The organism is Sulfurovum indicum, from assembly GCF_014931715.1.
In the GTDB taxonomy this organism is placed as follows: Bacteria; Campylobacterota; Campylobacteria; order Campylobacterales; family Sulfurovaceae; genus Sulfurovum; species Sulfurovum indicum.
The window spans coordinates 1327800-1349829 of record NZ_CP063164.1; the positions used below are offsets into that span (position 1 = coordinate 1327800).

The window sequence follows — 22030 nt, forward strand, 5'->3', positions numbered from 1 at the left end:
ATATATGAAACCATAAAATATGGTGCTGTGAACTATAGTGACATTCCACCATAAAACATATTTCTGCCGTCAACAGGCAGTTCATTATTGAAATAAATATTATGATTGACAGATATCTCTCTGCTCATTTTTGAGAAAAGATGTTTATTTGACAAAAGGGAACCGCTTGCAGTGATAGCTGTTATATCCATATTCTGTTTCATTTCATCAAGTTCATTGGCCAAAAATTCAAGAAAGCTCTCTATCACCCCATAACTCAGCATAAGCGGATCAACACCCGCTAGACGAAAGCTCATGGCAGTTCGGATCGTCATTAAAGGGTCCAAATAGACTTTTCCGTCTATATTGAGCAGTTTATAGTCTATTCTCGGTCCTTTTTCACCTAAAAAAGATATGGCATTCTCTTCCAATACTTCGGCAGCTTTTATAGGATCATTACTTGAAGTATAATCAAGTACCATCGCTACCACTCCCCACAGCTTAAAGAGGTTAAAACTCTTATCTTCAAATATGATACCCGATATTCGTTCAAAATGCTCAGGATATTTTTTCTGATAGTTTGCAACGATCTTGCTGCCGTTTTCATCACTATTGACGATCTTATCAAAGATCTCTTGCATTGATTCAAATTCAAAATTGAAGGAGAGGTATTCTACGATCCCATATTTTTTTCCGTAAACCAGAAGATTGTTTTTATACTCTTTACTTAGACTGATACCTGCAATGTTCTCATCTGCAAGCTGATGCTCTCTGACGACAGAGAAAAAAGAGCCTATTGACGGATTGACCTCTTTTGCATTGAGAGGAAACTGAGGTAATCCTTTTTCACCGGAGACAATCACCACATCATTTTCGGAGACTACCACTTCTATAGGATCAAGTTCCTCTTTGAAATCTGTCAAAAGCAGCTTTTCCTGTGCCGGAATTTTCTTCTTTGTTATAAAAACAGCATCGATCCCAACATTATGTAACTCTTCCATTAAAAGGTGCAGAATAAAATCATCAGGAAGTTTAAAACGGATCAGATCGGCTTCAACCTCTTCATGATCCATAGTAAAACTGAGTTTCTTTTTCAGTTTGATAAGCGGCTTTTCAAAAGAGCCCAATGCCGTGATCTCATATTTCTCCACATTGGCATATTTTTCAACTGTTGCAAGATCGTATACAACAATATCAAATGGAATGGTATTGCATATTTTAGCAGGTATACCGACATAATACTTTCCGTAAAAAGTATTCACTTCCAGTACTTTTCCTGCCTTGATCGTAACTGCTGCTTCCTCAAACTCTTTTTTATAACTTCTGTTCTCTCCGCTTACATTATAGCCACAGGCATCACATGCGGTATAAATATTATAATAATCCCTGTTTTTACTGTCCATTACACGCTGAAGACATTGTGGACAAAAGGGAAGCGGATATTTCTTCTGTTCTTCAATTTCATAATCGGTATCCGGCATCTCCTCAACCAACTGGGCAGATGTCTGACGTACGAAAATAGAATGAGGAAGTACAGAGGAGAGGCTCGTTGCAAAAGATTCCAGAGCATCTGCTGTATCAGCTTCTACATAAAGTTTAAGAAGAAAATGCTCTTTGACAATCTTTCCATTCAGACTATGCTCTTTCAAAGTTTGCAAAAAGAGCTTCTCATAAATGGAAGAAGAGGTACGGTAGTCAATACTAAACTCCAATATCATATTCTATTCCTTTGGTATACGTATTGGCAACAACATCTGTAATCACTAAATTATTTTTTATCTGTATATCAAAATTCAGCGTTTTCAAATAATCGATAATAACTTTTTCCATCGTCTTACTCGCTTTTATTACTTCTTCGGTCATGGAAAAGGTACTATCCTCTCCTATCACATAGGGAATGACACCAACAATTTTTACAGGAGGAAGGTCTCCCATCATCTCTATCATCTGCAATGTTTGCAGCATTTCCACTTCATGTGCACTCCCGTCCCATGTAATATACTCCGGCATATCACTGAACTCAAAAGAGTACACATCACCGACTTCCCCATCATCTACCTTGACACAATCAATGATAATGACCCTGTCATATTCCGTGATAATAGGAATAAGTCTCTGTGCCAATGTTCCACCATCTATAATATCAAGTGTATGTGCAGCGGAAGAGAAATCATATTTTTCATCTAAGAGATTTGCCAAATGAGGACCTATCCCTTCATCACCGAATAGAATATTACCGATTCCTAAAATTAAAACTTTCAATTGTCTGTCTTTCTATTTTATTTTAAATATTACTCAAGAGGGAAAAAAAAAGGAGGCTTTTCAGTTAGCTTTGGATAATAACTGTTTAACAATTTTTCCCTCATGACTAATATTAAATGGCCAGCCTGAGCCAGCCATAAAATTAATGTTTTTTATGCCATTTCATACCTGAGAAGATAGCATCCATAGAACCCTCTTTGCCAAATACCGCATTGAATATTGCCATATAAACATGAACAACTACAAATATAATAACACCCCACATAGCAATGTGATGAAGCTCTCTTACCCAGGCAAGTCCACCCAGCATGACCTCAAAACTTCTCATAGACTCGTAAAGTAAAGCACCCAGTCCTTCATGATACACGTGCACATAGAGAATCAAACCTGTAAGGATCAATATGAACATCAACATATAAAAACCCAGATATGCTATAAACTGAAGTGGGTTATATGTACCTTTAAGATGCGGATGCTTTGATACCAGAAGGTAATATCCTATCTGTTTAATCCATGTTTTCGGATTTATAAAATCTTTAATAGATCCAATTTCATCACGGTATCTTTTTGCAAAAACAAAAAGATAACTTTTAAATACAACAACCGCAATCAGTACAAAGCCAAAAATTTCATGCCAGCCTCTAAAAAGAGCCTGCATAAAATTAGTCGGCTCCGAATTTGGAATAGGCGCTACAAACGGATCTGCAATATAAAATCCAGTCACTGTTAAAACTACTATGGATAGTGCCCTAATCCAGTGCTGCCATCTGTAGGCAGGAGTAAATTCCATTTCTCTTTCTATACAGGTATCTTCAGCAGATATCTCTTTATGAACAGTTTCCATTTTAGCTCCTTATACGCTACATGCGCCACCATAGAGTGGATCTACTTTATATTCACTCAACTTGTTGCCTTTGGTATCCATCACATGTACAGCACATGCAATACATGGATCATAAGAGTGAATAATTCTAATGATCTCCAGCGGTTGGGACAAATTCTCAATTTTAAGTCCAATGAGATCTGCTTCATACGGGCCTTTGACACCGCTTGCATCTTCAGGACTTGCATTCCATGTAGACGGTACAACTGCCTGATAGTTCTCACATACTCCATTTTTGATTCTAATCCAGTGACTCAACATTCCTCTTGGTACATCTCCGATCCCTCTACCTTTGTACTCCTTGTCTTTATCGATCACATATGGAGCACAGGTTTCCTGATCTACCTTAAGATTTTCTACAAGATTATAGAATGCTTTAATAGCATTGTCTGCAACAATCTCCGCCTGAAGTGCACGTGCTGCTGTTCTTCCGAGTGTTGTAAACAGAGCATCAACCGGCAGACCTGTCTCTTTAAGGAATCCGTCAACAGCATCTTTGACCAGCTTATTCCCTTTGGCATAATTGACAAGCAGACAGGCAAGAGGTCCAACTTCCATAGGCTTACCATCATATCTTGGTGATTTTATCCAGCTGTATTTACCTTTTGGATCAATATTTTTGGAATGGATCATTTCTCCGTCAGGACCTACACTCTCTCCATCCACATAACCTGTATATTTTGGTACAGTTGTACCATCATACGGATGCTGAGGATCATTGTCTGCATACCATGAGTGTGTTGCCTCTTCTGTGATAAGATCTTCATTGATCTCAAAAACCTTGCTTAAATCAGCATCCAGAATGTAGCCGCTTTCAAAGAGATACTCATCTCTTCCAACCATGAATTCCTGGAATGCCATAAAGTTCTTAACACCGGCAGGCTTCACAACAGAAGGTTCGGTTGCATACATCTCTGCAGCCATTTTGATATCTGCAATATAGGCATTTTTTACAAAGTTTGCCATATCTTTGTATTTTGTCAGATACTCACCCATTCTTGATGGATCCAGGATATCCATTACACAGGTAACACCACCGACTACAAGGCTTTGCGGATGTGGGTTTTTACCACCGAAAATTGCCATAAGCTGTGCTGCCAGTCTCTGCATCTCCAAAGCTTTCAGATAATGGGACAACGCGATCAGGTTCTGTTCAGGTGTGAATTTGTAAGTTCCATGCCCCCAGTATGCATTGGCAAACGGTCCGAGTCCCTGAGGATCCTTAGCAAACTTTGCTACTGTCTCCTGTACTTTTTTTAGATCATTTTCACCTGTTGCAATAGGACTGTCTGTATATTTAAATGCAAGTTCGCTTGCTTTTTTAGGATCTGCACTAAGCGCAGAGACAATATCTACCCAGTCAACACCATGCAGATGATAGAAGTGAACCACATGGTCATGAAAGAAGAGTGCTGCATTCATGAGTGTTCTCACCAATTCTGCATTAAGCGGGATTTTAATACCGAGTGCATCTTCAACCGCCATGGTACTTTTCAAATAGTGGGAGTAGGTACACACACCACAAATTCTCTGCATCAACAGAGGTACATTTCTGGGGTCTCTTCCTTTAGCAATAACTTCCAGTCCTCTCCAGAGCGTTGAAGATACAAATGCATCCTCTACTACACCTTCATCATTAACAACAACCTCGGCTCTTAAATGCCCTTCAATCCTTGTAATCGGGTCTACTACTACTCTTTTTGACATATTTATCTCCTCTGCTTTTATTCTTTAGGTGGTTTAACGGATGCAATTGCTGCATGTGCTGCTATGCCTACTGCTGTGGCTGTCAACAACCCTATTCCGATCTTATCAGCTGTTGCATCTGCGCCAAGTCCGCCGAATGTCGTATTGTAAAGTCGATCTTTGAGCGGTTCATTCACTGTTCCCATTGTATCCCAGAAATCCGGTTCACTACATCCCATACATCCAAAACCGACCTGTACCGGCCAGGAAGTGCCTTGATTGAATTTGTTTTTTGAACAGTTGTTAAATGTATAAGGACCTTTACAGCCTACTTTGTAGAGACAATAGCCGTCTTTTGCACCTTCATCCCCGAACTGTTCAACAAATTCACCGGCATCAAAGTGTCCTCTTCTTTCACACAGGTCATGAATTCTGAGCCTATATGCCCATTTTGGTCTATTGTATACATCCAGTGCAGGCAGAGTACCATATAACAGATAGTGAAGCAGTGTTCCTACAATATTCTTTTCACTCGGAGGACATCCCGGTACATTGATTACAGTTTTATGTGTTACTTCACTGAGTGCTACCGAACCCGTTGGATTTGGAACAGCTGCCTGAACTCCACCAAATGCAGAACATGTTCCAATAGCAAAAATCGCTGCTGCTTTTTCAGAGGCCTCAATCGCAATATCCTTACCTTTTTTGCCGTGCCCTCCAATAGTCAGGAAAGATCCCTCGTTTCCTGTCGGGATCCCTCCTTCAACCATGAGAATATATCGGCCGTCATATTTTTCCATCGCACGTTCAAGATTCTGCTCTGCCTGCCAACCGGCAGCAGACATAAGAGTTTCTTGATACTCTAAAGAAATATAGTCGAATATAAGACTGTCAATAGTAGGCTCTGCAGAACGAAGAAGTGATTCCGTACATCCTGTACATTCAGCCATATGCAGCCAGATAATAGGCAACCTGTCTGCCACTTTTACGGCTTCAGCCATCAGTGGCGTAAAGGTTGAAGGCAATGATAGCAGCGCAGTCATCATACCTGTCCACTTCATAAAATCCCTTCTTCCGAAACCGTTTTCCTCTATTACTTCCTCTATAGAGCTCTCTTCCTTCATTTTTGGCAGCTTTTTAAGCTGCTCGATCCTCTCTTCAAACGATGCATATAATGCATCGTAAGATGTATCTTTTCTACCCATACTCATTGGTTCTCCTTTTAAAGTGAATAGCTATTCAATATTCTAAACAAAATAAACTTAATTTAAAATGAATATTCATTCAGTTGATGACTAAATACGCATTATATCCATTCAATTAATGCTTGACCTATAATTTTATGTGCATAAATCATACTTATCAATTCAATAAGTATACCATATTAATTAAATAAAAAAAGGGTATAATTTTTATTGAATGACTATTCATTCAAGGTAACAAATATTTAATTTATTATTTGTTAGTCTTTAAGTTTAAATTAAAAAAAAGAGGAGGTAGCTGTGAATGAAACATGTATACGAATGTATTGTGAATCAGAGGGTAGATGTCATGGTATTGTGTTAGTTTTTTTTAATAAAGAACAAAAAGAGAGAGTATTGTCCAAAGCGGATGAACTGGCTCACAGACATAGAGTTGCACCTGATATCTCTATTCGTAAAATGAATAAATATGGAGAAGTATTTATAGAATTTTATGATGATTATCATAAAGAAGGCGGGTGTTTTTTTGAGGACCTTGTAGAAACACTTGGTGCTAAATTATGTGATTGTGAGGAGTTGTTATGAGTAAAGTTATTCCCAAACTGTTTAGAATAAATACAGGAAGCTGTAATGGTTGTGATGTTGAGTTTGTAGCTACAGCCTTTGTAGATAAGTTTCAGCTTGACACCCTGGGCATAGAACTGGTGAGTGATGTAAAAGATGCCAACTTATTGGTAATTACAGGTCCTTTGTCTGCAAGAAGTGAATCTTTTTTGAAAAATGCCTTAGGTAAGCTAAAAAAACCCTTTGTTGTTGTTGGGATCGGAACCTGTTCTGTGAGTTGCGGGATTTTCAGGGACTCATATGCCATCAACGGACCTATTGACAAGTTCGTTGAAGTAGATGTCAATATAGCAGGCTGTCCTCCAAGACCTCAGTCTATTGCAGAAGGTATTGCCAAGGGTGTCAAAGTATTGGAACAGAAAATGCATGGTGAAGCAACACCCAAAGCTATTGATACCATCTTTAAAGACTTCTCTGCACCTGAGAGTTTTCGGGGAAGAATGTCACTTAATGAAGAGAACTGTACAGCATGCAGAACATGTGAAACAGTCTGTCCGTCAAATGCAATAGAGATATCTTCGACAGACGATGGATGGTTTGTTCATAAAATCTGGCATAACAGCTGTTGTTTTTGTGGGAATTGTGCCTATTTTTGTCCAACAGACGCCATTTTTGCTACCAACAGCTTTGATACAGCAAAACTTCAAAGTGAAAAGTTCAGTGATGTAAATATCGGCTATATAGACTATCAAAAATGTTCCTGTTGCGGAGAGATGTATATGCCACCTTCACAAGGACTTCTAAATAAATCATATATATATAATAATGTAAGTAAATTAAATGAAAGAATCTGTTCAAAATGCAGAAAAGAGGCAAATTTCAAAAGGATGTATGCATGAATATAGAAGAGTTTAACAATGCTATAAAAAGCAAAACTTTTGCAGGGTATGAACTGAAAGAAGATAAAGACAGCTATGGAAATGCTTCTGCCTGGATCATTTTAAATGATAAAAAAGATATAGAAGCCGTAGCTAACGCTGTAAAAGCCTACAAAGGCAGATGTATTGTTGCTACAGCCTATAAGAACCATAGCGGAACACATACAGTGATTTACCATTTTGATATCGAGGGACTGATCATCAATGTACAGCTGGAAACAGATGACCAGAGTATTGTTTCCATTACCCCTACCCTTCCAAGCGCAAACTGGGCAGAAAGAGAGATAAGGGAGATGTATGGTGTTGAACCGATAGGACACCCTGATAAAGATAGACTATTTCTGGACTACAGTCTTGCAAAAGGGGTTTTAAATGAATATATATCACTCTCCAAAATGCAGTTGGGAGTAAGTGAGACGGATATACTTTGGGAAAATGTAAACAAGGAAATAAAACAATGAAAGAAAAGATAACTATAGGACCATTTCATCCGGAACTGGAAGAGTCTGTCTATTTTAAACTTGTTGCAGATGAGAACAGAACCGTAACACAAGTAGAGATCATCAATGGATTTATTCACAGAGGTATGGAGTCTCTTGTAACACAAAAGAACTTTATGCAAAATCTTATTTTGACAGAAAGGGTCTGCTCTCTGTGTTCAAATAATCATCCCTTTGCCTATGCTCTGGCAGTGGAAAAAATTTCCGGGGTCAAAGTACCTCCACGTGCAGAAGCATTGAGAGTCATTGCCGATGAAGTAAAAAGAGTAGCCTCAGACCTCTTTAATCTTGCAATGTTGACACATTTGGCCCATCATCATGAACTGATGAAAGATACGATGGATGCCAGAGAGCATATGCAGGATCTTAAAGAGATCATCTGGGGGAACAGAATGGATATGAGCGCAAATCAACTTACCGGTGTCAAATATGATTTAAATGAGGAAAAAATTAAACTTGTTTTGGACACGATCGCCATTGTAGAGCCAAAAGTAAACGCTCTTCTGGAAAGATACGAAAATGATGAAAGCATAAGAGCCAAAACGATCGGTGTAGGTGTATTGCCCTATAAAGATGCTTTAGCACTTGGAGTAACCGGACCGGTAGCAAGAGGAAGCGGTATCAACAATGATGTACGAATCGTTGCCCCCTACTCTCTTTATGGTGAACTTAAACCGAAAGCTACTCTCAGAGACGGTTGTGATGTACACTCCAGAGCTATGGCACGGTTTGGAGATATTGTTGAGGCGATCAGAATGATAAAAGAGGTTGTAAGAAATCTTCCAGAAGGTGATACATATGTAGAGAAGAGACCGCATATTCCGGCAGGAGAAGCTGTTGTCAGAGTAGAAGCACCAAGAGGAGAGCTTATTTACTATCTCAAAACAGACGGTTCCCAAAAACCGGTAAGAATGAAATGGAAAGTCCCCACTTTTACAAACTGGGAAGCGTTAAAAGTGATGATCCTGGGTGACAAGGTAGACAATGTAACCATGATACTCAACAGTATTGACCCTTGTATATCCTGTACTGAAAGATAGGAGAGATGAATGAGAAACAATAGATTTATATATGCTGACCCCGACAAGTGCATAGGCTGTATCAATTGTGAATTAGCCTGTTCTGCCAGCCATATGGGATTGGATATCGATACTGTTTACGAGATGGCATTAGGAGGTGAGACTATTGCACCTTCAAGAAACAGAGTGATCAAAGTAGAAGGCAAAACCGCTCCTATGCAGTGTATGCAGTGTCCTGATGCCCCCTGCCTTGAAGGGTGTCCTGTTGATATCATCAGGTTTGAAGATAACTTTGTCAAATATTATGAAGATGACTGTATCGGCTGTCAAAGCTGTGATATGGTCTGTCCCTATGGTGCAGTCGTAATGGCAGCCAACATAAAACCAGATGCTCCTGTAAGCCAGATGGTAGCACTTACATGTGACCTGTGCGGCGGTGAGAATGGGAAACAGGCCTGTATCTCCATATGCCCTACGGATGCCATAAGCTTGATTGATTACAAACAATTTGAGCAGATACAGACTTTACGAAGATAACGAAGATGCATGAGTACTCTATTGTCCAATCGATGCTTGACCTTTGCGAGAAACATGCAAAGGACAGGAAGGTCGACAAGGTGGCTGTAAAGATCGGCAGGATGAGCGGCATAGAACCCCATTTCCTCAAAGAGAGTTTTGATGTATTCAAAGAAGAGACTGCCTGTGAAAGCGCAACGATGGAGATAGACATAATCGATATAACCATCGTTTGTAAAGATTGTGGGAAAGAAGCCGTCATTGACAGTTTTAACTTTTTCTGTCCTCATTGCAAGGGAGGGAATACAGAAGTTTTAACGGGGCAGGAGATGCATATAGACTATATAGAACTGAAGGAAGAAAAATGAATAAGAAAAAGCAGTATCTAAAAATTAAAAAAGAGACTCCTCGGAAGAGAGAAGCTGAACAAAGGGTAGTTGATTTCTATCCGACATACCATCTATTTAGCAAAGAGGAGGCAGATACACAGTCACTAAGATGTATTAAGTGTCCTGTTGATCTGCTGAAAGGACTGGAGAGTGAGTTCAGCTTTTGCAGAACAGGCTGTCCATTGGAAAATAAAATTCCCATCTGGATAGAAAAAGTAAAAGAGGGAGACATAAAAGGGGCATTTGAAGCAAGCAATGAAATTTCTCCTTTCCCTGAAATTCTTGGAATGGTCTGTCCCCATGATGTACTTTGTCAAGGTGGATGTACCATAGCTAAAACAGAGAGCGGAAGTGTCTCTATCGGAGCCATAGAAGTCTATCTGAATGAACAGGCTTTTAAGATGGGACTTAAGCCTGACTATGGACAGAACAGACAGAAAAGCGGGAAAAGAGTTGCTGTTATCGGAAGCGGACCTGCAGGTATGAGTTGTGCAACCTTTCTGCTTAGAGGCGGTGTTGAAGTAGATATGTTCGAAAAATCTGATAGACCTGGAGGCCTTCTTACTTATGGTATTCCAAACTTTAAAATCAAAAAAGATGTGATCTTAAGACGATTTAATTGGATGCAGGAAGCTGGTATGAACCTCCATTTAAACAGCGATATACAAAGCTCCGAACAACTTAAAAGAATGTTGGATGACTACGATGCTATTTTTGTAGGTATCGGTGCACCGAGCAGCAGAGGTGCCAGAATGAAAAATGAAGATGCACACGGTGTGTATCATGTTATGGATATCTTGAAACATGCGCAGAAAAGAGTCTTTGAAGACTTCTATGAAAGCATTTTGGAAAATAAGCATGTGGTAGTTATCGGAGGTGGTGACTCTGCTATGGATGCTGTAAGAACTTCCGTAAGAATGAAAGCAAAATCGGTTCGATGTGCCTACAGAAGGGACGAAGCAAATATGCCCGGTTCTGTCAAAGAGGTCATTAATGCCAAAGAAGAGGGGGTGATTTTTGAATTTTATACTGCTCCCAAAGAGGTCATTATTGATAAAGGCAGACATGTAAAAGGTTTGCTCTGCCAAAGAACTCAACTGGGAAAACCCGATGAAAGCGGGAGAAGAAAACTTGAAGTTATAGAAAATAGTGAGTTTACATTGGAGTGTGATGTAATTATATTGGCACTTGGTTTTGATAATGTAGAGTTTCCATGGTATGATGATGCACAGATCAATACCGGCAAATGGGGAGATATCATTGTAGATGATGAAAAAAGAACTTCAAATGCAAGAATTTATGCAGGAGGAGATGCGGTCAGAGGTGCAGATCTTGCGGTAACTGCTGCAGCAGATGGCAGAAAAGCCGCACTTGCTATGCTGAAAAAGTTCAATATCAATCTATAATCTACTGAACGACCATTCAGTAGACTTAAGAAAAACATATTTTATATTGATATACAATATGGAAGTTACTTTTAATGTTCCATAATATATCCGAGAATTAGAAGCTGTCTATAAAAATAATTTAGGGAGAATTCATAGCTTTATTTTCTATCATATACAAAGGAAAAAGGACAAGATGAATAAATTATTGACAATTGCTCTGTTACTCTTGTATTTACCTATATTCTCAATAGCTTCTGAGACTCTGGGTAGGATGAATGGACAAAATATTACAACTTATTTTCTTCTAAACGAACAGGCTAATCAAATAAAATTAAGTGATAAAAGATTAAGAGAATACTGTCTACTAAACCAATATAGATATTTTAAAGTTTATCAGGAAAGAAATTTAAATATATGAGAAATAAATTCAAAAAAAAGAATACGATAATCCTGTCGGCATTAAAACTTTTTTCAAAAAAAGGTTTTTACAATACTACGATATCAGAAATTTCAAAAAACATGGGAGTCAGTGTAGGAAATATTTATAACTATTTTCCATCAAAGAACTCTTTGGCAAAAGCATCAATAACATTTGTTGCAAAAAAACTGGCTACTAATTTAAGATATATAAACAATCAAAATATATCTTCCCAAGAGAAGGTATATATGTTTGTCATAAGTTACCTGAACTTTTTAAAAGAACACCCTGAAATGATAGATTATTTTTTCAGGGTCTACTTATCCAACAGAGAGGTTTTTTGTAAAGAAGAAGACTGCGGGTTCCAACTCGCAAAAGACTTTATTGATGAAATTGAAATACTTATAGACACGGGAACAGAAAACGGTGAATTCAAAAAACAGAATTTCTATGTCGGTTTTTCCTGTATTACCGGAATACTTGGAGGCATAACATTTTTAAATGGTGAAAAAGTTCTGGAAGATGACTTAAATATTTATGCCCGGGATCTGTCAACTGCTATTTGTAAGGCTTTATCATAAAAGCCTATAACATATTAACCCACTCTTTATTGATCTAGACTGAAAGACTGTTAAAAACAAACATATCCACTGAAAACCTGTAACACTCTAAAAACCCTACACCTGACTTCTGAATAAAATCAAAGAGTATCCTGAAAGCAAAACTGTTTTTATACTAAAAGAACTTTACGCACCCTTATTGAAAATACGCAAACAACTCTCTTACGGCTATTCATAAAACAGTTGACAAACGATTTATAAAATCAACTTTTCACCTCTTGTCTTTTCTCCCAAAGACTCCAGTAGTACAATTATCCTTCAATACTAAATAAAGAGGAAAGCTTAAAGTGAATTACCATTCACTTTTTTAAAACTCTTTTAAAACTTCTTTGGTTAGCATAACAATATTATATATTTATAATAAGATGAAGTAGATATATTTTCAGGTTTTTATGATTATTTAATATACAGCCAGAAACAGGAAAAATTGATTTGTCCAAAACATGTTGCATGATTATCATCTTATGCATAACTACAGTCTTGTTTTTTGGTTGTATACTAAATAATTATTGATATCAGGATGAACAGTCATTACAAACCTTCATGGTAATGAAAGTAATCTCACAGAACGGATCACCTGATATAGCAAAAGTCATCACAAAAATAAAATCACTGGAGACCAGCAGAATGATAAAAACAATTATAAAAAGAGACGGGAGTTCTCAGCGGTTCGTACCCTTCAAGATCGAAGATGCTATCAAAAAAGCATTTATGAGCGAAGCAAAAGAGTATGATAAAAGTGTCTTTAAAGAACTGATGGAGATGATAAGAGACAAAGAGGAGATCAGTGTCGAAGAGATCCAGGACCTGATAGAGAAAGTGCTCTATGAGCATCAGCATTTTGAAGTGATGAAATCCTTTATGCTCTATCGTCACCTGCACAAGATCCAGAGGGAGCAGATACTGGGTCTGAATGAAGATACCACCTATATCAACTCAACACAGACGGTGAAAGAGTATATAGACAAAGCAGACTGGAGGATCAATGCCAACTCCAATACAGGTTACTCCAATGCCGGACTTGTCAATAATACGGCAGGCAAGGTGATTGCCAACTTCTGGCTGGATGCGATCTACTCCAAAGAGGAGGGATATGCACACAGAGACGGAGACTACCATATCCATGATCTGGACTGCCTTACCGGATATTGTGCAGGGTGGAGTCTTCGTGTCCTTTTGGATGAGGGCTTTAACGGAGTCAGAGGCAGAGTTGAGAGCAGAGCGCCCAACCATTTCAGAGAGGCTCTGGGGCAGATGGCGAACTTTCTGGGGATTTTACAGAGTGAATGGGCCGGAGCACAGGCATTCTCCTCATTCGATACCTATCTGGCACCCTATGTGTTCAAAGACAGGCTCTCATTTTCTGAGATCAAAAAAGCGATCAGAAGCTTTGTGTACAATCTCAATGTTCCGGCCAGATGGGGACAGAGTCCTTTTACCAATATTACCATTGACTGGACAGTTCCTTCAGACCTGAAAGATCAGATACCCACAAGAGAGCAGAAGCATCTGTTCTCTGGCCTGGATGATGCAGTGTTGTGGGAGGAAGCAAAGCGCAGAGATGCGGATATTCACTCTTTGGAGAGTATGACCTACAGACACTTTCAGCCTGAAATGAATCTTATCAACAGAGCCTTCTATGAAGTGATGACCGAAGGTGACAGGAACGGACAGCCGTTTACTTTTCCCATTCCTACGGTAAATATCACCGAAGAGTTTGACTGGTATGGTGAAAATACCGATATCCTTTTTGAAAATACCGCCAAGATAGGATCTTCCTATTTTCAGAACTTTATAGGCAGTCAGTATGTAAGAGATGAAAACGGAGCACTTGTGCCTAATGAGGAGGCCTATAAGCCCGGGCATGTCAGAAGTATGTGCTGCAGGCTGCAGCTGGACCTTCGCGAACTTCTTAAAAGAGGCGGAGGTCTGTTCGGCAGTGCCGAAATGACGGGGAGTATCGGTGTGGTGACGATCAATATGGCACGATTGGATATCTCTATGCCGGTGATGAGGAGAAACTTATTGCAAAGCTTGGCAAACTCATGGAGTATGCCTACTCGACACTTGAGAAGAAAAGGATCTTCATTCAGGAGATGTATGACAGGGGACTTTACCCCTATACGGCAAGGTATCTTCCCGGGTTTAACAACCACTTCTCTACTATCGGTGTCAACGGGATGAATGAGATGATACGGAACTTCACCAATGACAGGCATACGATCACAGATGCATTTGGAAAAGAGATGGCACTGAGGATCCTGGATTTCATGCGGGATCAGCTCAAAGATTTCCAGGAGCGTTCAGGAAACCTCTATAACCTGGAAGCAACCCCTGCAGAGGGAACTACGTACCGTTTTGCCAGAGAAGATATCAAGAGGTATCCGGATATCATTCAGGCAGGGACCAGTGAGAACAACTACTATACCAACTCCTCTCAGATCCCTGTCTTTTACACCGATGATCCGTTTGAAGCATTGATGCTGCAGGATGATCTGCAGTGCAAGTATACAGGAGGAACAGTCATGCACCTCTATATGAGAGAGAAGCTAAGCTCTCCGGAAGCAGCCAGAAAACTGGTGAAAAATGTCATCAGCAACTTCAGGCTTCCCTATATCACTCTGACACCGACATTTTCCATCTGTGAAAAGCATGGTTATCTCTCGGGTGAGTATGAATACTGCCCCAAATGTGATGCAGAGATCCTGCAAAAGGCAAGTTGATGATCCGTGCAGGTGAAGGTCGATATAGTGTAATGTTGTATGCTTCAGGTCATGAGGCAGAAAAGGCATTTTCTGCAGGTAGTTGAAGAGATGCTTTGCTTCTCTTCACGGAGATATATTTCATAAAAAAGGAGAAAAGATGAATCAAAATAAAGTGCTTGAAAAATATAAAGCAGAGCGAACAAAATGTATAGTGTATACAAGAGTAATGGGTTACCACAGACCGGTTGAGAGTTTCAATACAGGTAAAAAAGGTGAGCACAGGGAGAGAAAGTTCTTTCTTGAAAAGGCATCACAGACCAATGCAGCATAAGCCTCTGTATGATATTACTCCCTTCACGCTTCTGGATTATCCTGACCATCTGGCAGCCATTTTCTGGTTTGCCCGGTGCAATATGCGCTGTGTCTATTGCTACAACCGGGATATTGTCTTTGGAGAAGGAGAGAGAAGCGAGGAGGAAGCAATAGCATTCTTAGAGAGCAGAACAGGCCTTCTTGAAGCGGTTGTTCTTTCCGGAGGAGAAGCCACACTCTATGAGGATCTGCCGGCATTCTGTAAAAAAATCAGGCAGTTAAAATTCAAGATTAAACTGGATACCAACGGTCTGAACCCGGAAATGATCCGCAGACTGGTTGAAGAGAATCTGGTTGACTATATCGCTCTTGATTACAAAGCACCCAAAGAGAGATATTACACTGTTACAAAAGATAAACATTTTGACCGTTTCTCAAAAACATTGAACTTCCTTATCAGTCAGGCATTCCCTTTTGAGGTAAGAACAACGGTGCATAATGATCTCTTAGGCGTGGAAGAGATCAACCGTATTATCAGAGATCTTGTAAAACGAGGCTATACCGGTACCTATTATCTGCAACCGTTTGTTTTTTCAGAGCATACAATAGGAAAGGTCAAGCCGGAACAAAGCTCTTTTGACCAATCACTGCTCTCTTCTGACCTGAAAGTGGTTTGGAGATGAGAGGTTCAAAAATACTTCTACTCCCCTTCCCCTATAAGTAATATGGTATATCTATCCACATAGTTTATTTCTGTTTTTATGAAAAGAGTCCTATGATCTTTGCCATATCAACCACTCTTTTGGCATATCCATATTCATTATCCTGCCAAGCCGATATTCTAAGAAGGTTTTCCCCCGCTACATCTGTGAAAGGAAGATTGATAACTGCACTGTACGGATTTTGTATGTAGTTATCTGCCCCGCCCGGTGTATTTGTTATATCGAGTATATCTGCATATATCGATCTTACCTCCTCCTCAAAACGAAAATTGACCTCTTCTTTTGTATAGCGCCCATTCAGTTTGACAGTCAGATCATAAAGTGTCGCAGCAGGTATGGGGACCCGTATACTTTTAGCAGACATTCTACCCTTTAAGTGAGGGAAAAAACAAGCTGTTGCCTCAGCAGCACTACTTATAAGAGGAATAGTATTTTGTGTGGCAGATCTTGTTCTGCGTATATCCATGGAATAATGGCTGTTGTCAAGTAGATTTTGGTAGCTTGTATAGCTGTGATACATGTTCATTATCGCTCCCTGTATCCCAAAATATTTATCTACTATTTTAAATATTGGAACAATCGCATTGGCAGAGCAGCTTGAGTTTGAGACAATATATTCTCCTTCAAAAGTCTCATGATTCACACCATAGATATATGTAGGCATCGAGTCTGATGCAGGAGCGGAAACAAGCACCCTTTTTGCCCCATTCCTTATCAAAGGCAAATTAGCCTCTACCGTCAGGAACATCCCGCTGCACTGCAGCACAACATCCACATCAAGTGCTCCCAGATCCATCTTTTCCGGATTTGATTCGGAAAAAAGCTGCACTTTTCTTTCATCAATAAAAAGTACATCACCTTCTGTTTTTATACTATAGGGTAATGCAGGATAAAGAGAATCATACTTTAAAAGATATGCCATCTGTTCATAGCTGTAGAGATCATTGATGCCAACCAACTCAAAACTGCTCTCTTTAAGTATAATACGTGCTGTGCTTCTCCCTATTCTTCCAAACCCATTGATAAAAACACGTATACGCTTCTTATTCATCATACATTCCTCTCCTGCACTTAACTTCTCATTACTTCTCTTCTATGAGATCAAGACAACGTAAGAAGATCTTTCCTGTTCAGTATAAAATCTCCCTTCTTTTTCCGGTAATCCAAAAAACTCACCTCAGCTTCCTTTTATCTTGCGCTTCGTTACAGAGTTCACCTGCTTCTATCTCTTCACAAAACAGCATGATACTCTGTCTTATTTCTCTTTTGGATATGTATACTTTTACATATTTGTTTCGAGTGACTGTACCGTAATTTTACATATTGATGTGAGTACTGCTGAAATTATCTGGATCAGAAAGAAAAGATAGTCTAAAGTATTTGCATACTTCACCATTCCCGGTGAAGCACACATTTTGTCTTAAAAAGCTCTAAGCTTTTTGTTCTGCATGACCTTCATCTGCATCAAGGTTAAAGAATTTTGTTCCCAGGTAATAGAGTGTAATACATAGCCCTATTCCACCAAGTGAAATCATCCACTCTGCAGCAGATGGTGAGTAGTGTATCCATGTAGGAGGAAGTTGGTACTCATAGACTTTTAACATTTGCAGCGGTTTAACCTGCGTATCATGAATAAGATTATATCTCATAAATGCAATACCGGCCATACCCGAAAATGATGCATAGAACATGGCAACATGTGAACGACCCATATCTTTAAGCAACACCAGCAGCGGTATCACGATTACAAGAATTACTTCTGCCCAGAATGTCCAAGATCCCAGAATATGATGCGCGACATCTGCTCTGTTCGGCATACCGCCATATAGATCTGTCAACATTTTCCAAGTCATAAAGAAAGCAAGAAATGATAAAAGAAATATCTGGATCTTGCCCAAATTCGTCAACATTTTTTTCACTCTTTCAGGGAACTTCAGTTTATATCTGAAACCCATGAACAGATACGCGATGAATACACCTGTAATAAATGCTGTCAAAATGAAATACATTGGAAAATAGACTCCGTTAGAGATAGGTCTTGCATTCAGGAATCCAAATACTGCACCCAGGTTGGAGTGGGCAGCAAGACCTATGATCAATCCTACCAAACCAAAATACTTCGCAAACTTTGCATCTCCTTTTAATAAGAATACAAACTCAATAATCATAAATGTCAAATAGAGACCATAAAGTGTACCCATCCACCAGATCGCTGAAGTTAAGCCTGGAGTCAATACATTGTATATCACCATGGTGACCGGGTGACCGATTTCAAACAAGATAACTGCAAAACCGGACAGGATCGTCACAATTGAGCCAAAAATTGCTCTTTTTGAGATCAACTCATAATCTTTAAAACCAAACACATCTCCCAGTGACCCAATAATACACAGCCCTGTTGAAGAGACGACAAAGAAAATATACGCAGCAAGAAGAAGTCCCCAAGGATGTTCTCTTGTTACATTGTAGGCATGGTGACCATGCAGTAAATACAATCCGACACCGGCGGCAAACATTGCCAGAAGTCCAAATGTCAACACTGTCAATATCAGGTTTCTTGGTGTTTTCTCATATCCGAAAATATCTTTAAATCCAACCTTATTCACGGGAATAGAGGCTACAAACTCTTTTATACTCATAATCAATCTCCTTATGTTAGGTAGAACAGTTTTGGTTTAGTACCGAGGTGGGCTTTGAGAGAATAGTGATCTCTTCTTCTAAGCAATTCACTGATTTCACTGTACGGATCATCCAGATCACCAAAAGTTCTTACTTTGGTCGGACAAGTATTCTGACATGCAGTTGTTGTTTCTCCTCTTGCCAGTCTGGTATCTGAACAGAAGTTACATTTATCGACTGTCATCGTTCTGTCATCCACATAACGTGCATCATAAGGACATGCATTCATACAGTAGGTACAAAGAATACATTTATCAGCATCAACTCTGACCACACCATTCTCATCATAATAGGTCGCATTGGTAGGACAAACTTCCTGACAAGGTGCCGCTTCGCAGTGCTGACACTGGCTCGGTACAAATCCGCTGCTTGATATGCTCAAGAACGGGAACTCACCCTCAACCTCTTTGGTACCTACCCATATTCTGTGCTTATCTGCACCCAACAGTACACCATTTTCTTCTTTACAAGCACTTTCACATGCTTTACAGTCAATACAGTTTTTATAATCTAATGCCATTCCATATCTAGCCATAATTACACCTTTCTAACTTCAACAATTGTTTCATGCATAGCTGCACTACCGAAGACTGGTTCAATAATGTCCTCAATAATATGATTATCCGCAGCACCATTCCCCTTCGCAAAAGTAAGTCCGTCAGAATCTGCACCAAACCCGTGAATAAAGAACAGGTTGTTTGGACCGATCTTCTCCGTCGGATATGCTTTAATGGTGATCTGACCGACCTTACTTTTCACTTCAACGTTATCACCAAATTTAATACCTTTGCTTTCAGCAACTCTTTTATTGATCCATAAATAATTCTCCGGCATAAGCTCAAGAAGCATCACATTGTTCGATGAGCTGTTCTGCGTAAATTGTGCATGACGGCCGGTGATGAACTTGAATTTTCCTTCAGGTATTTGAGTAAACTGTGTATCATCCCAGCTTGGCATAGGTGACACACCTCTCTTTGCCAGGTTTGGAAGTACACACTCCACTTTTCCTGATGGTGTTTTAAACTCTTTTTTAAGTACAGCAATCTCTTTTTCATCCACACATGTATCATGGAAAACATCTGACTTGAATTCTCCTTCAACCACGGAATAAAATCTTTCTTTTTTAGGATACCACTGGAACTCATTGTTTGATATTTGTTTCCAGAATTTATCCATGTTGGGGTAGTACACACCTTCTTTCAATAATGTTTTGTATGCTTCTTCTCCATATTTCTCAACAACCATATGTTTATTTATCTCTTCTTGAGAGTGTCGGAAGGCATCAGCGAGATCAAACCCGTCTTCTTTATAAACACTTTCCTCTCCTCTCTCTTTAATTGCATCCTGTACTTCAGAGTCGAATTTTTTTGTGATCTCAAACAATGGTCTGGAAACTTTTTCTGCCAATCCGCGAATAATCTCAATTACCGGTTTCGTATCGTACATTGGGTCGATCACTTTTTGTCTCAACGCAATAGCAGGCTGTGCCGAACCGAATGATTTGACAGGGTCTTCTCTCTCCAGGTAGGTACACTCAGGCAAAATAACATCTGCCATCATCGCTGTGTCTGAAGGCATCGTATCAATCACAACAACCAGATCCATTTTTTCAAACAGCTGTTTTGTTTTTGCAGTATTAGGGATACTCAACATCGGGTTCTGCTTATAAACAAACATACTTCTTACCGGATAGGCAGCCTTCTCTTCCAGAATAGTGTTTCTCCAACCGATCCAAGAACCCGAACCGCCTATAATGGCCGCTGCTTTTTTATCAATTCTCTCTTGTGCATTATCATACATTGGTGTATTGATATTGTGTTTTCCCAAAGGAAGTTTCTTACCAAAGATAATACCCCCTTCACGGTCAATACCGCCACCCATTGCAGAGAAAATAGCCTGAGCCCGTCTAAGTTGGAAATCCTGTTTGCTCCAAGCAGTCCTTCTGCCCTGATAATATATGGCTCTGGGTGCTGCTGCCATAAAATCTCTGGCTACCTGTCTTATATCAGATGCCCTGATACCTGTTATTTTTTCAGCCCATTCAGGAGTATATTTACTTGTTAGGATATGCTCTTTATATTCCTCAAAACCATTGAAATTCAATTCAACGAACTTTTTGTTATATATATTCTCTTCAATTGCAACATATGTCAATGCCAAAACAAAAGCAAGGTCTGTACCCACCTCAATCGGAAGCCACTTGTCTGCATGTGACGCTGTATTGGTAAAACGCGGATCAACAACTATTAATTTTGCACCTCTTCCCTTTGTTCTCTTGAACAGATCCATTGTATCTGGAGTAACAATCGCTTCTGCTCTGTTCGCACCGGCCATAATAACATAGTTGGCATTTTCCAGATCAGCCTGTCCGTAACCACCGATCGTCAGAGCATATCCTGATACAGTTGTCTGAAGACAGATAGAAGCATGGTTTACAAAGTTTGATGATCCAAGTTTGTCCTGCATAAATACTTTATACGTATGCTCAGCCATACCTTCACCGGCACAGTAACCGATAGTGGAACGGTTGTCCTCTTCTTCTTCCAGAATGGCAGCAAGACCTTTGAATCTGTCCGTACCATTCAAGATCGCCTCATAGGCCTCATCCCAGGTAACTCTTTTGTATTTTCCGTCACCCTTCTCTCCGATACGAACAAGCGGGTACTTCAACCTGTCAGGATCATACAAGGCCTGTATCCCTGCATTTCCTCTTGGACAAAGCATATTCTTCGATTTCGGGAACATGGGATTTGGATCAAGTTTAGTAACGACTCCATCTTCCATTCTCGCAATCGCTGCACATTTGTTAACGCACATTTCACATAAAGTAGGAACAAGTTTAAGCTCTTTGGCTTCACCGGTCTTTGTGGTGAAGGTCAGCTTTTTTTCCACTTTATCATCCTTAGCAAGTAAATTTGTCGCACTGACAGCGGACCCACCTACAATACTCATAGCTACAGTCCCCTGAAGAAACTTTCGTCTCGACATTTCAATCTGCATGTAAGCTCCTTAAAATAATGAGTTTAATTTCAAGTTATAAATAAGACTAAAAAGGTCCAATTCATAACCTCCACTTATATAGTACACCTTTAATTCTTTTTTTATTCTAAAATTCATCTATTTTATTGAATAACTATTCATTTTTTACTGATTAATACGGAAATATCGGTGAGAAGGCTTAAAATTGACCTATAAAAATATCTTTTCAGGAGCTGTTTAAACAATTTAAACTGATATTTATACCTTAA

The 22030-nt window shown here is 39.4% G+C and carries 20 protein-coding genes and 1 pseudogene; 12 read left to right on the forward strand and 9 right to left on the reverse strand.

All coding sequences use genetic code 11. The features are described 5' to 3' along the window. Window positions 1–32 precede the first annotated feature (32 nt). The 5 genes from IMZ28_RS06690 to IMZ28_RS06710 form a co-directional block, all read right to left on the reverse strand. On the reverse strand, window positions 33–1697 hold the full coding sequence (locus IMZ28_RS06690) for a hydrogenase (protein WP_197547820.1): 1665 nt from the start codon (window positions 1695–1697) through the stop codon (window positions 33–35). After that, complete coding sequence (locus tag IMZ28_RS06695) at window positions 1681–2241, reverse strand: HyaD/HybD family hydrogenase maturation endopeptidase (RefSeq protein WP_197547821.1); 561 nt, start codon at window positions 2239–2241, stop codon at window positions 1681–1683. The genes IMZ28_RS06690 and IMZ28_RS06695 overlap by 17 nt, the downstream gene beginning before the upstream one ends. Window positions 2242–2383: 142 nt before the next feature. Beyond that, on the reverse strand, window positions 2384–3085 hold the full coding sequence (gene cybH, locus IMZ28_RS06700; RefSeq protein ID WP_197547822.1) for a Ni/Fe-hydrogenase, b-type cytochrome subunit: 702 nt from the start codon (window positions 3083–3085) through the stop codon (window positions 2384–2386). A 9-nt stretch (window positions 3086–3094) separates the two neighbouring features. Next, window positions 3095–4831, reverse strand: a complete 1737-nt coding sequence (locus tag IMZ28_RS06705; protein ID WP_197547823.1) for a nickel-dependent hydrogenase large subunit — start codon at window positions 4829–4831, stop codon at window positions 3095–3097. A 17-nt stretch (window positions 4832–4848) separates the two neighbouring features. Then, window positions 4849–6015, reverse strand: a complete 1167-nt coding sequence (locus IMZ28_RS06710; protein WP_197549815.1) for a hydrogenase small subunit — start codon at window positions 6013–6015, stop codon at window positions 4849–4851. 297 nt (window positions 6016–6312) lie between these two features. Between IMZ28_RS06710 and IMZ28_RS06715 the strand changes: the two genes are divergently transcribed. The 12 genes and pseudogenes from IMZ28_RS06715 to IMZ28_RS06765 all read left to right on the forward strand — a co-directional run bounded on the left by IMZ28_RS06715 (window position 6313) and on the right by IMZ28_RS06765 (window position 16064). Continuing rightward, window positions 6313–6597 (forward strand): hypothetical protein, encoded by a 285-nt coding sequence (locus tag IMZ28_RS06715; protein WP_197547824.1) that lies wholly within the window; start codon window positions 6313–6315, stop codon window positions 6595–6597. Next, window positions 6594–7475 (forward strand): NADH-quinone oxidoreductase subunit B family protein, encoded by an 882-nt coding sequence (locus IMZ28_RS06720; protein WP_197547825.1) that lies wholly within the window; start codon window positions 6594–6596, stop codon window positions 7473–7475. Before IMZ28_RS06715 ends, IMZ28_RS06720 begins: the two co-directional genes overlap by 4 nt. Next, on the forward strand, window positions 7472–7975 hold the full coding sequence (locus tag IMZ28_RS06725; protein WP_197547826.1) for an NADH-quinone oxidoreductase subunit C: 504 nt from the start codon (window positions 7472–7474) through the stop codon (window positions 7973–7975). The genes IMZ28_RS06720 and IMZ28_RS06725 overlap by 4 nt, the downstream gene beginning before the upstream one ends. Next, window positions 7972–9054, forward strand: a complete 1083-nt coding sequence (locus tag IMZ28_RS06730; protein ID WP_197547827.1) for a hydrogenase large subunit — start codon at window positions 7972–7974, stop codon at window positions 9052–9054. The genes IMZ28_RS06725 and IMZ28_RS06730 overlap by 4 nt, the downstream gene beginning before the upstream one ends. A gap of 9 nt (window positions 9055–9063) precedes the next feature. Continuing rightward, window positions 9064–9570, forward strand: coding sequence for a 4Fe-4S dicluster domain-containing protein (locus IMZ28_RS06735; RefSeq protein WP_197547828.1), 507 nt, complete (start codon window positions 9064–9066; stop codon window positions 9568–9570). Window positions 9571–9575: 5 nt separating this feature from the next. Further along, window positions 9576–9917 carry a hydrogenase maturation nickel metallochaperone HypA gene (hypA, locus tag IMZ28_RS06740; protein WP_197547829.1) on the forward strand — a complete coding sequence of 114 codons (342 nt, stop codon included), beginning with the start codon at window positions 9576–9578 and terminating at the stop codon, window positions 9915–9917. Then, window positions 9914–11344: a glutamate synthase subunit beta gene (locus IMZ28_RS06745; protein ID WP_197547830.1), complete on the forward strand. Its 1431-nt coding sequence runs from the start codon at window positions 9914–9916 to the stop codon at window positions 11342–11344. The genes hypA and IMZ28_RS06745 overlap by 4 nt, the downstream gene beginning before the upstream one ends. A gap of 396 nt (window positions 11345–11740) precedes the next feature. Further along, the gene (locus IMZ28_RS06750; protein WP_197547831.1) at window positions 11741–12325 is read left to right on the forward strand and encodes a TetR/AcrR family transcriptional regulator; all 585 of its coding nucleotides are present in this window, start codon (window positions 11741–11743) and stop codon (window positions 12323–12325) included. A 666-nt stretch (window positions 12326–12991) separates the two neighbouring features. Further along, window positions 12992–14428, forward strand: a pseudogene (locus IMZ28_RS06755) (ribonucleoside triphosphate reductase); the annotation flags it as partial. Continuing rightward, a complete protein-coding gene (gene nrdD / locus IMZ28_RS11090) occupies window positions 14410–15087 on the forward strand; it encodes an anaerobic ribonucleoside-triphosphate reductase (protein ID WP_269472892.1) in 678 nt (225 codons plus the stop codon). The pseudogene IMZ28_RS06755 and the gene nrdD (IMZ28_RS11090), both read left to right, overlap by 19 nt. Window positions 15088–15226: 139 nt before the next feature. Then, a complete protein-coding gene (gene nrdD, locus IMZ28_RS06760; protein WP_197547832.1) occupies window positions 15227–15400 on the forward strand; it encodes an anaerobic ribonucleoside-triphosphate reductase in 174 nt (57 codons plus the stop codon). After that, a complete protein-coding gene (locus tag IMZ28_RS06765; protein WP_197547833.1) occupies window positions 15390–16064 on the forward strand; it encodes an anaerobic ribonucleoside-triphosphate reductase activating protein in 675 nt (224 codons plus the stop codon). The genes nrdD (IMZ28_RS06760) and IMZ28_RS06765 overlap by 11 nt, the downstream gene beginning before the upstream one ends. A gap of 76 nt (window positions 16065–16140) precedes the next feature. Here IMZ28_RS06765 and IMZ28_RS06770 read toward each other — a convergent pair whose 3' ends face one another. The 4 genes from IMZ28_RS06770 to IMZ28_RS06785 form a co-directional block, all read right to left on the reverse strand. Next, complete coding sequence (locus IMZ28_RS06770) at window positions 16141–17154, reverse strand: type I glyceraldehyde-3-phosphate dehydrogenase (RefSeq protein WP_197547834.1); 1014 nt, start codon at window positions 17152–17154, stop codon at window positions 16141–16143. A gap of 379 nt (window positions 17155–17533) precedes the next feature. Next, a complete protein-coding gene (nrfD, locus tag IMZ28_RS06775; protein ID WP_197547835.1) occupies window positions 17534–18742 on the reverse strand; it encodes an NrfD/PsrC family molybdoenzyme membrane anchor subunit in 1209 nt (402 codons plus the stop codon). An 11-nt stretch (window positions 18743–18753) separates the two neighbouring features. Then, a complete protein-coding gene (locus tag IMZ28_RS06780; protein WP_197547836.1) occupies window positions 18754–19317 on the reverse strand; it encodes a 4Fe-4S dicluster domain-containing protein in 564 nt (187 codons plus the stop codon). A 2-nt stretch (window positions 19318–19319) separates the two neighbouring features. After that, window positions 19320–21782 carry a molybdopterin-dependent oxidoreductase gene (locus tag IMZ28_RS06785; RefSeq protein ID WP_197547837.1) on the reverse strand — a complete coding sequence of 821 codons (2463 nt, stop codon included), beginning with the start codon at window positions 21780–21782 and terminating at the stop codon, window positions 19320–19322. Between the last annotated feature and the right edge of the window lie 248 nt (window positions 21783–22030).

Coding starts and splice junctions, on each gene's coding strand:
- IMZ28_RS06780 (WP_197547836.1), bottom strand. CDS start 19,317: ATGGCTAGATATGGAATGGCATTAGATTATAAAAACTGTATTGACTGT.
- IMZ28_RS06770 (WP_197547834.1), bottom strand. CDS start 17,154: ATGAATAAGAAGCGTATACGTGTTTTTATCAATGGGTTTGGAAGAATA.
- IMZ28_RS06725 (WP_197547826.1), top strand. CDS start 7,472: ATGAATATAGAAGAGTTTAACAATGCTATAAAAAGCAAAACTTTTGCA.
- IMZ28_RS06705 (WP_197547823.1), bottom strand. CDS start 4,831: ATGTCAAAAAGAGTAGTAGTAGACCCGATTACAAGGATTGAAGGGCAT.
- nrfD (WP_197547835.1), bottom strand. CDS start 18,742: ATGAGTATAAAAGAGTTTGTAGCCTCTATTCCCGTGAATAAGGTTGGA.
- hypA (WP_197547829.1), top strand. CDS start 9,576: ATGCATGAGTACTCTATTGTCCAATCGATGCTTGACCTTTGCGAGAAA.
- cybH (WP_197547822.1), bottom strand. CDS start 3,085: ATGGAAACTGTTCATAAAGAGATATCTGCTGAAGATACCTGTATAGAA.
- IMZ28_RS06735 (WP_197547828.1), top strand. CDS start 9,064: ATGAGAAACAATAGATTTATATATGCTGACCCCGACAAGTGCATAGGC.
- IMZ28_RS06745 (WP_197547830.1), top strand. CDS start 9,914: ATGAATAAGAAAAAGCAGTATCTAAAAATTAAAAAAGAGACTCCTCGG.
- IMZ28_RS06710 (WP_197549815.1), bottom strand. CDS start 6,015: ATGGGTAGAAAAGATACATCTTACGATGCATTATATGCATCGTTTGAA.
- IMZ28_RS06750 (WP_197547831.1), top strand. CDS start 11,741: ATGAGAAATAAATTCAAAAAAAAGAATACGATAATCCTGTCGGCATTA.
- IMZ28_RS06690 (WP_197547820.1), bottom strand. CDS start 1,697: ATGATATTGGAGTTTAGTATTGACTACCGTACCTCTTCTTCCATTTAT.
- IMZ28_RS06765 (WP_197547833.1), top strand. CDS start 15,390: ATGCAGCATAAGCCTCTGTATGATATTACTCCCTTCACGCTTCTGGAT.
- IMZ28_RS06720 (WP_197547825.1), top strand. CDS start 6,594: ATGAGTAAAGTTATTCCCAAACTGTTTAGAATAAATACAGGAAGCTGT.
- IMZ28_RS06785 (WP_197547837.1), bottom strand. CDS start 21,782: ATGCAGATTGAAATGTCGAGACGAAAGTTTCTTCAGGGGACTGTAGCT.
- nrdD (WP_269472892.1), top strand. CDS start 14,410: ATGGAGTATGCCTACTCGACACTTGAGAAGAAAAGGATCTTCATTCAG.
- IMZ28_RS06730 (WP_197547827.1), top strand. CDS start 7,972: ATGAAAGAAAAGATAACTATAGGACCATTTCATCCGGAACTGGAAGAG.
- nrdD (WP_197547832.1), top strand. CDS start 15,227: ATGAATCAAAATAAAGTGCTTGAAAAATATAAAGCAGAGCGAACAAAA.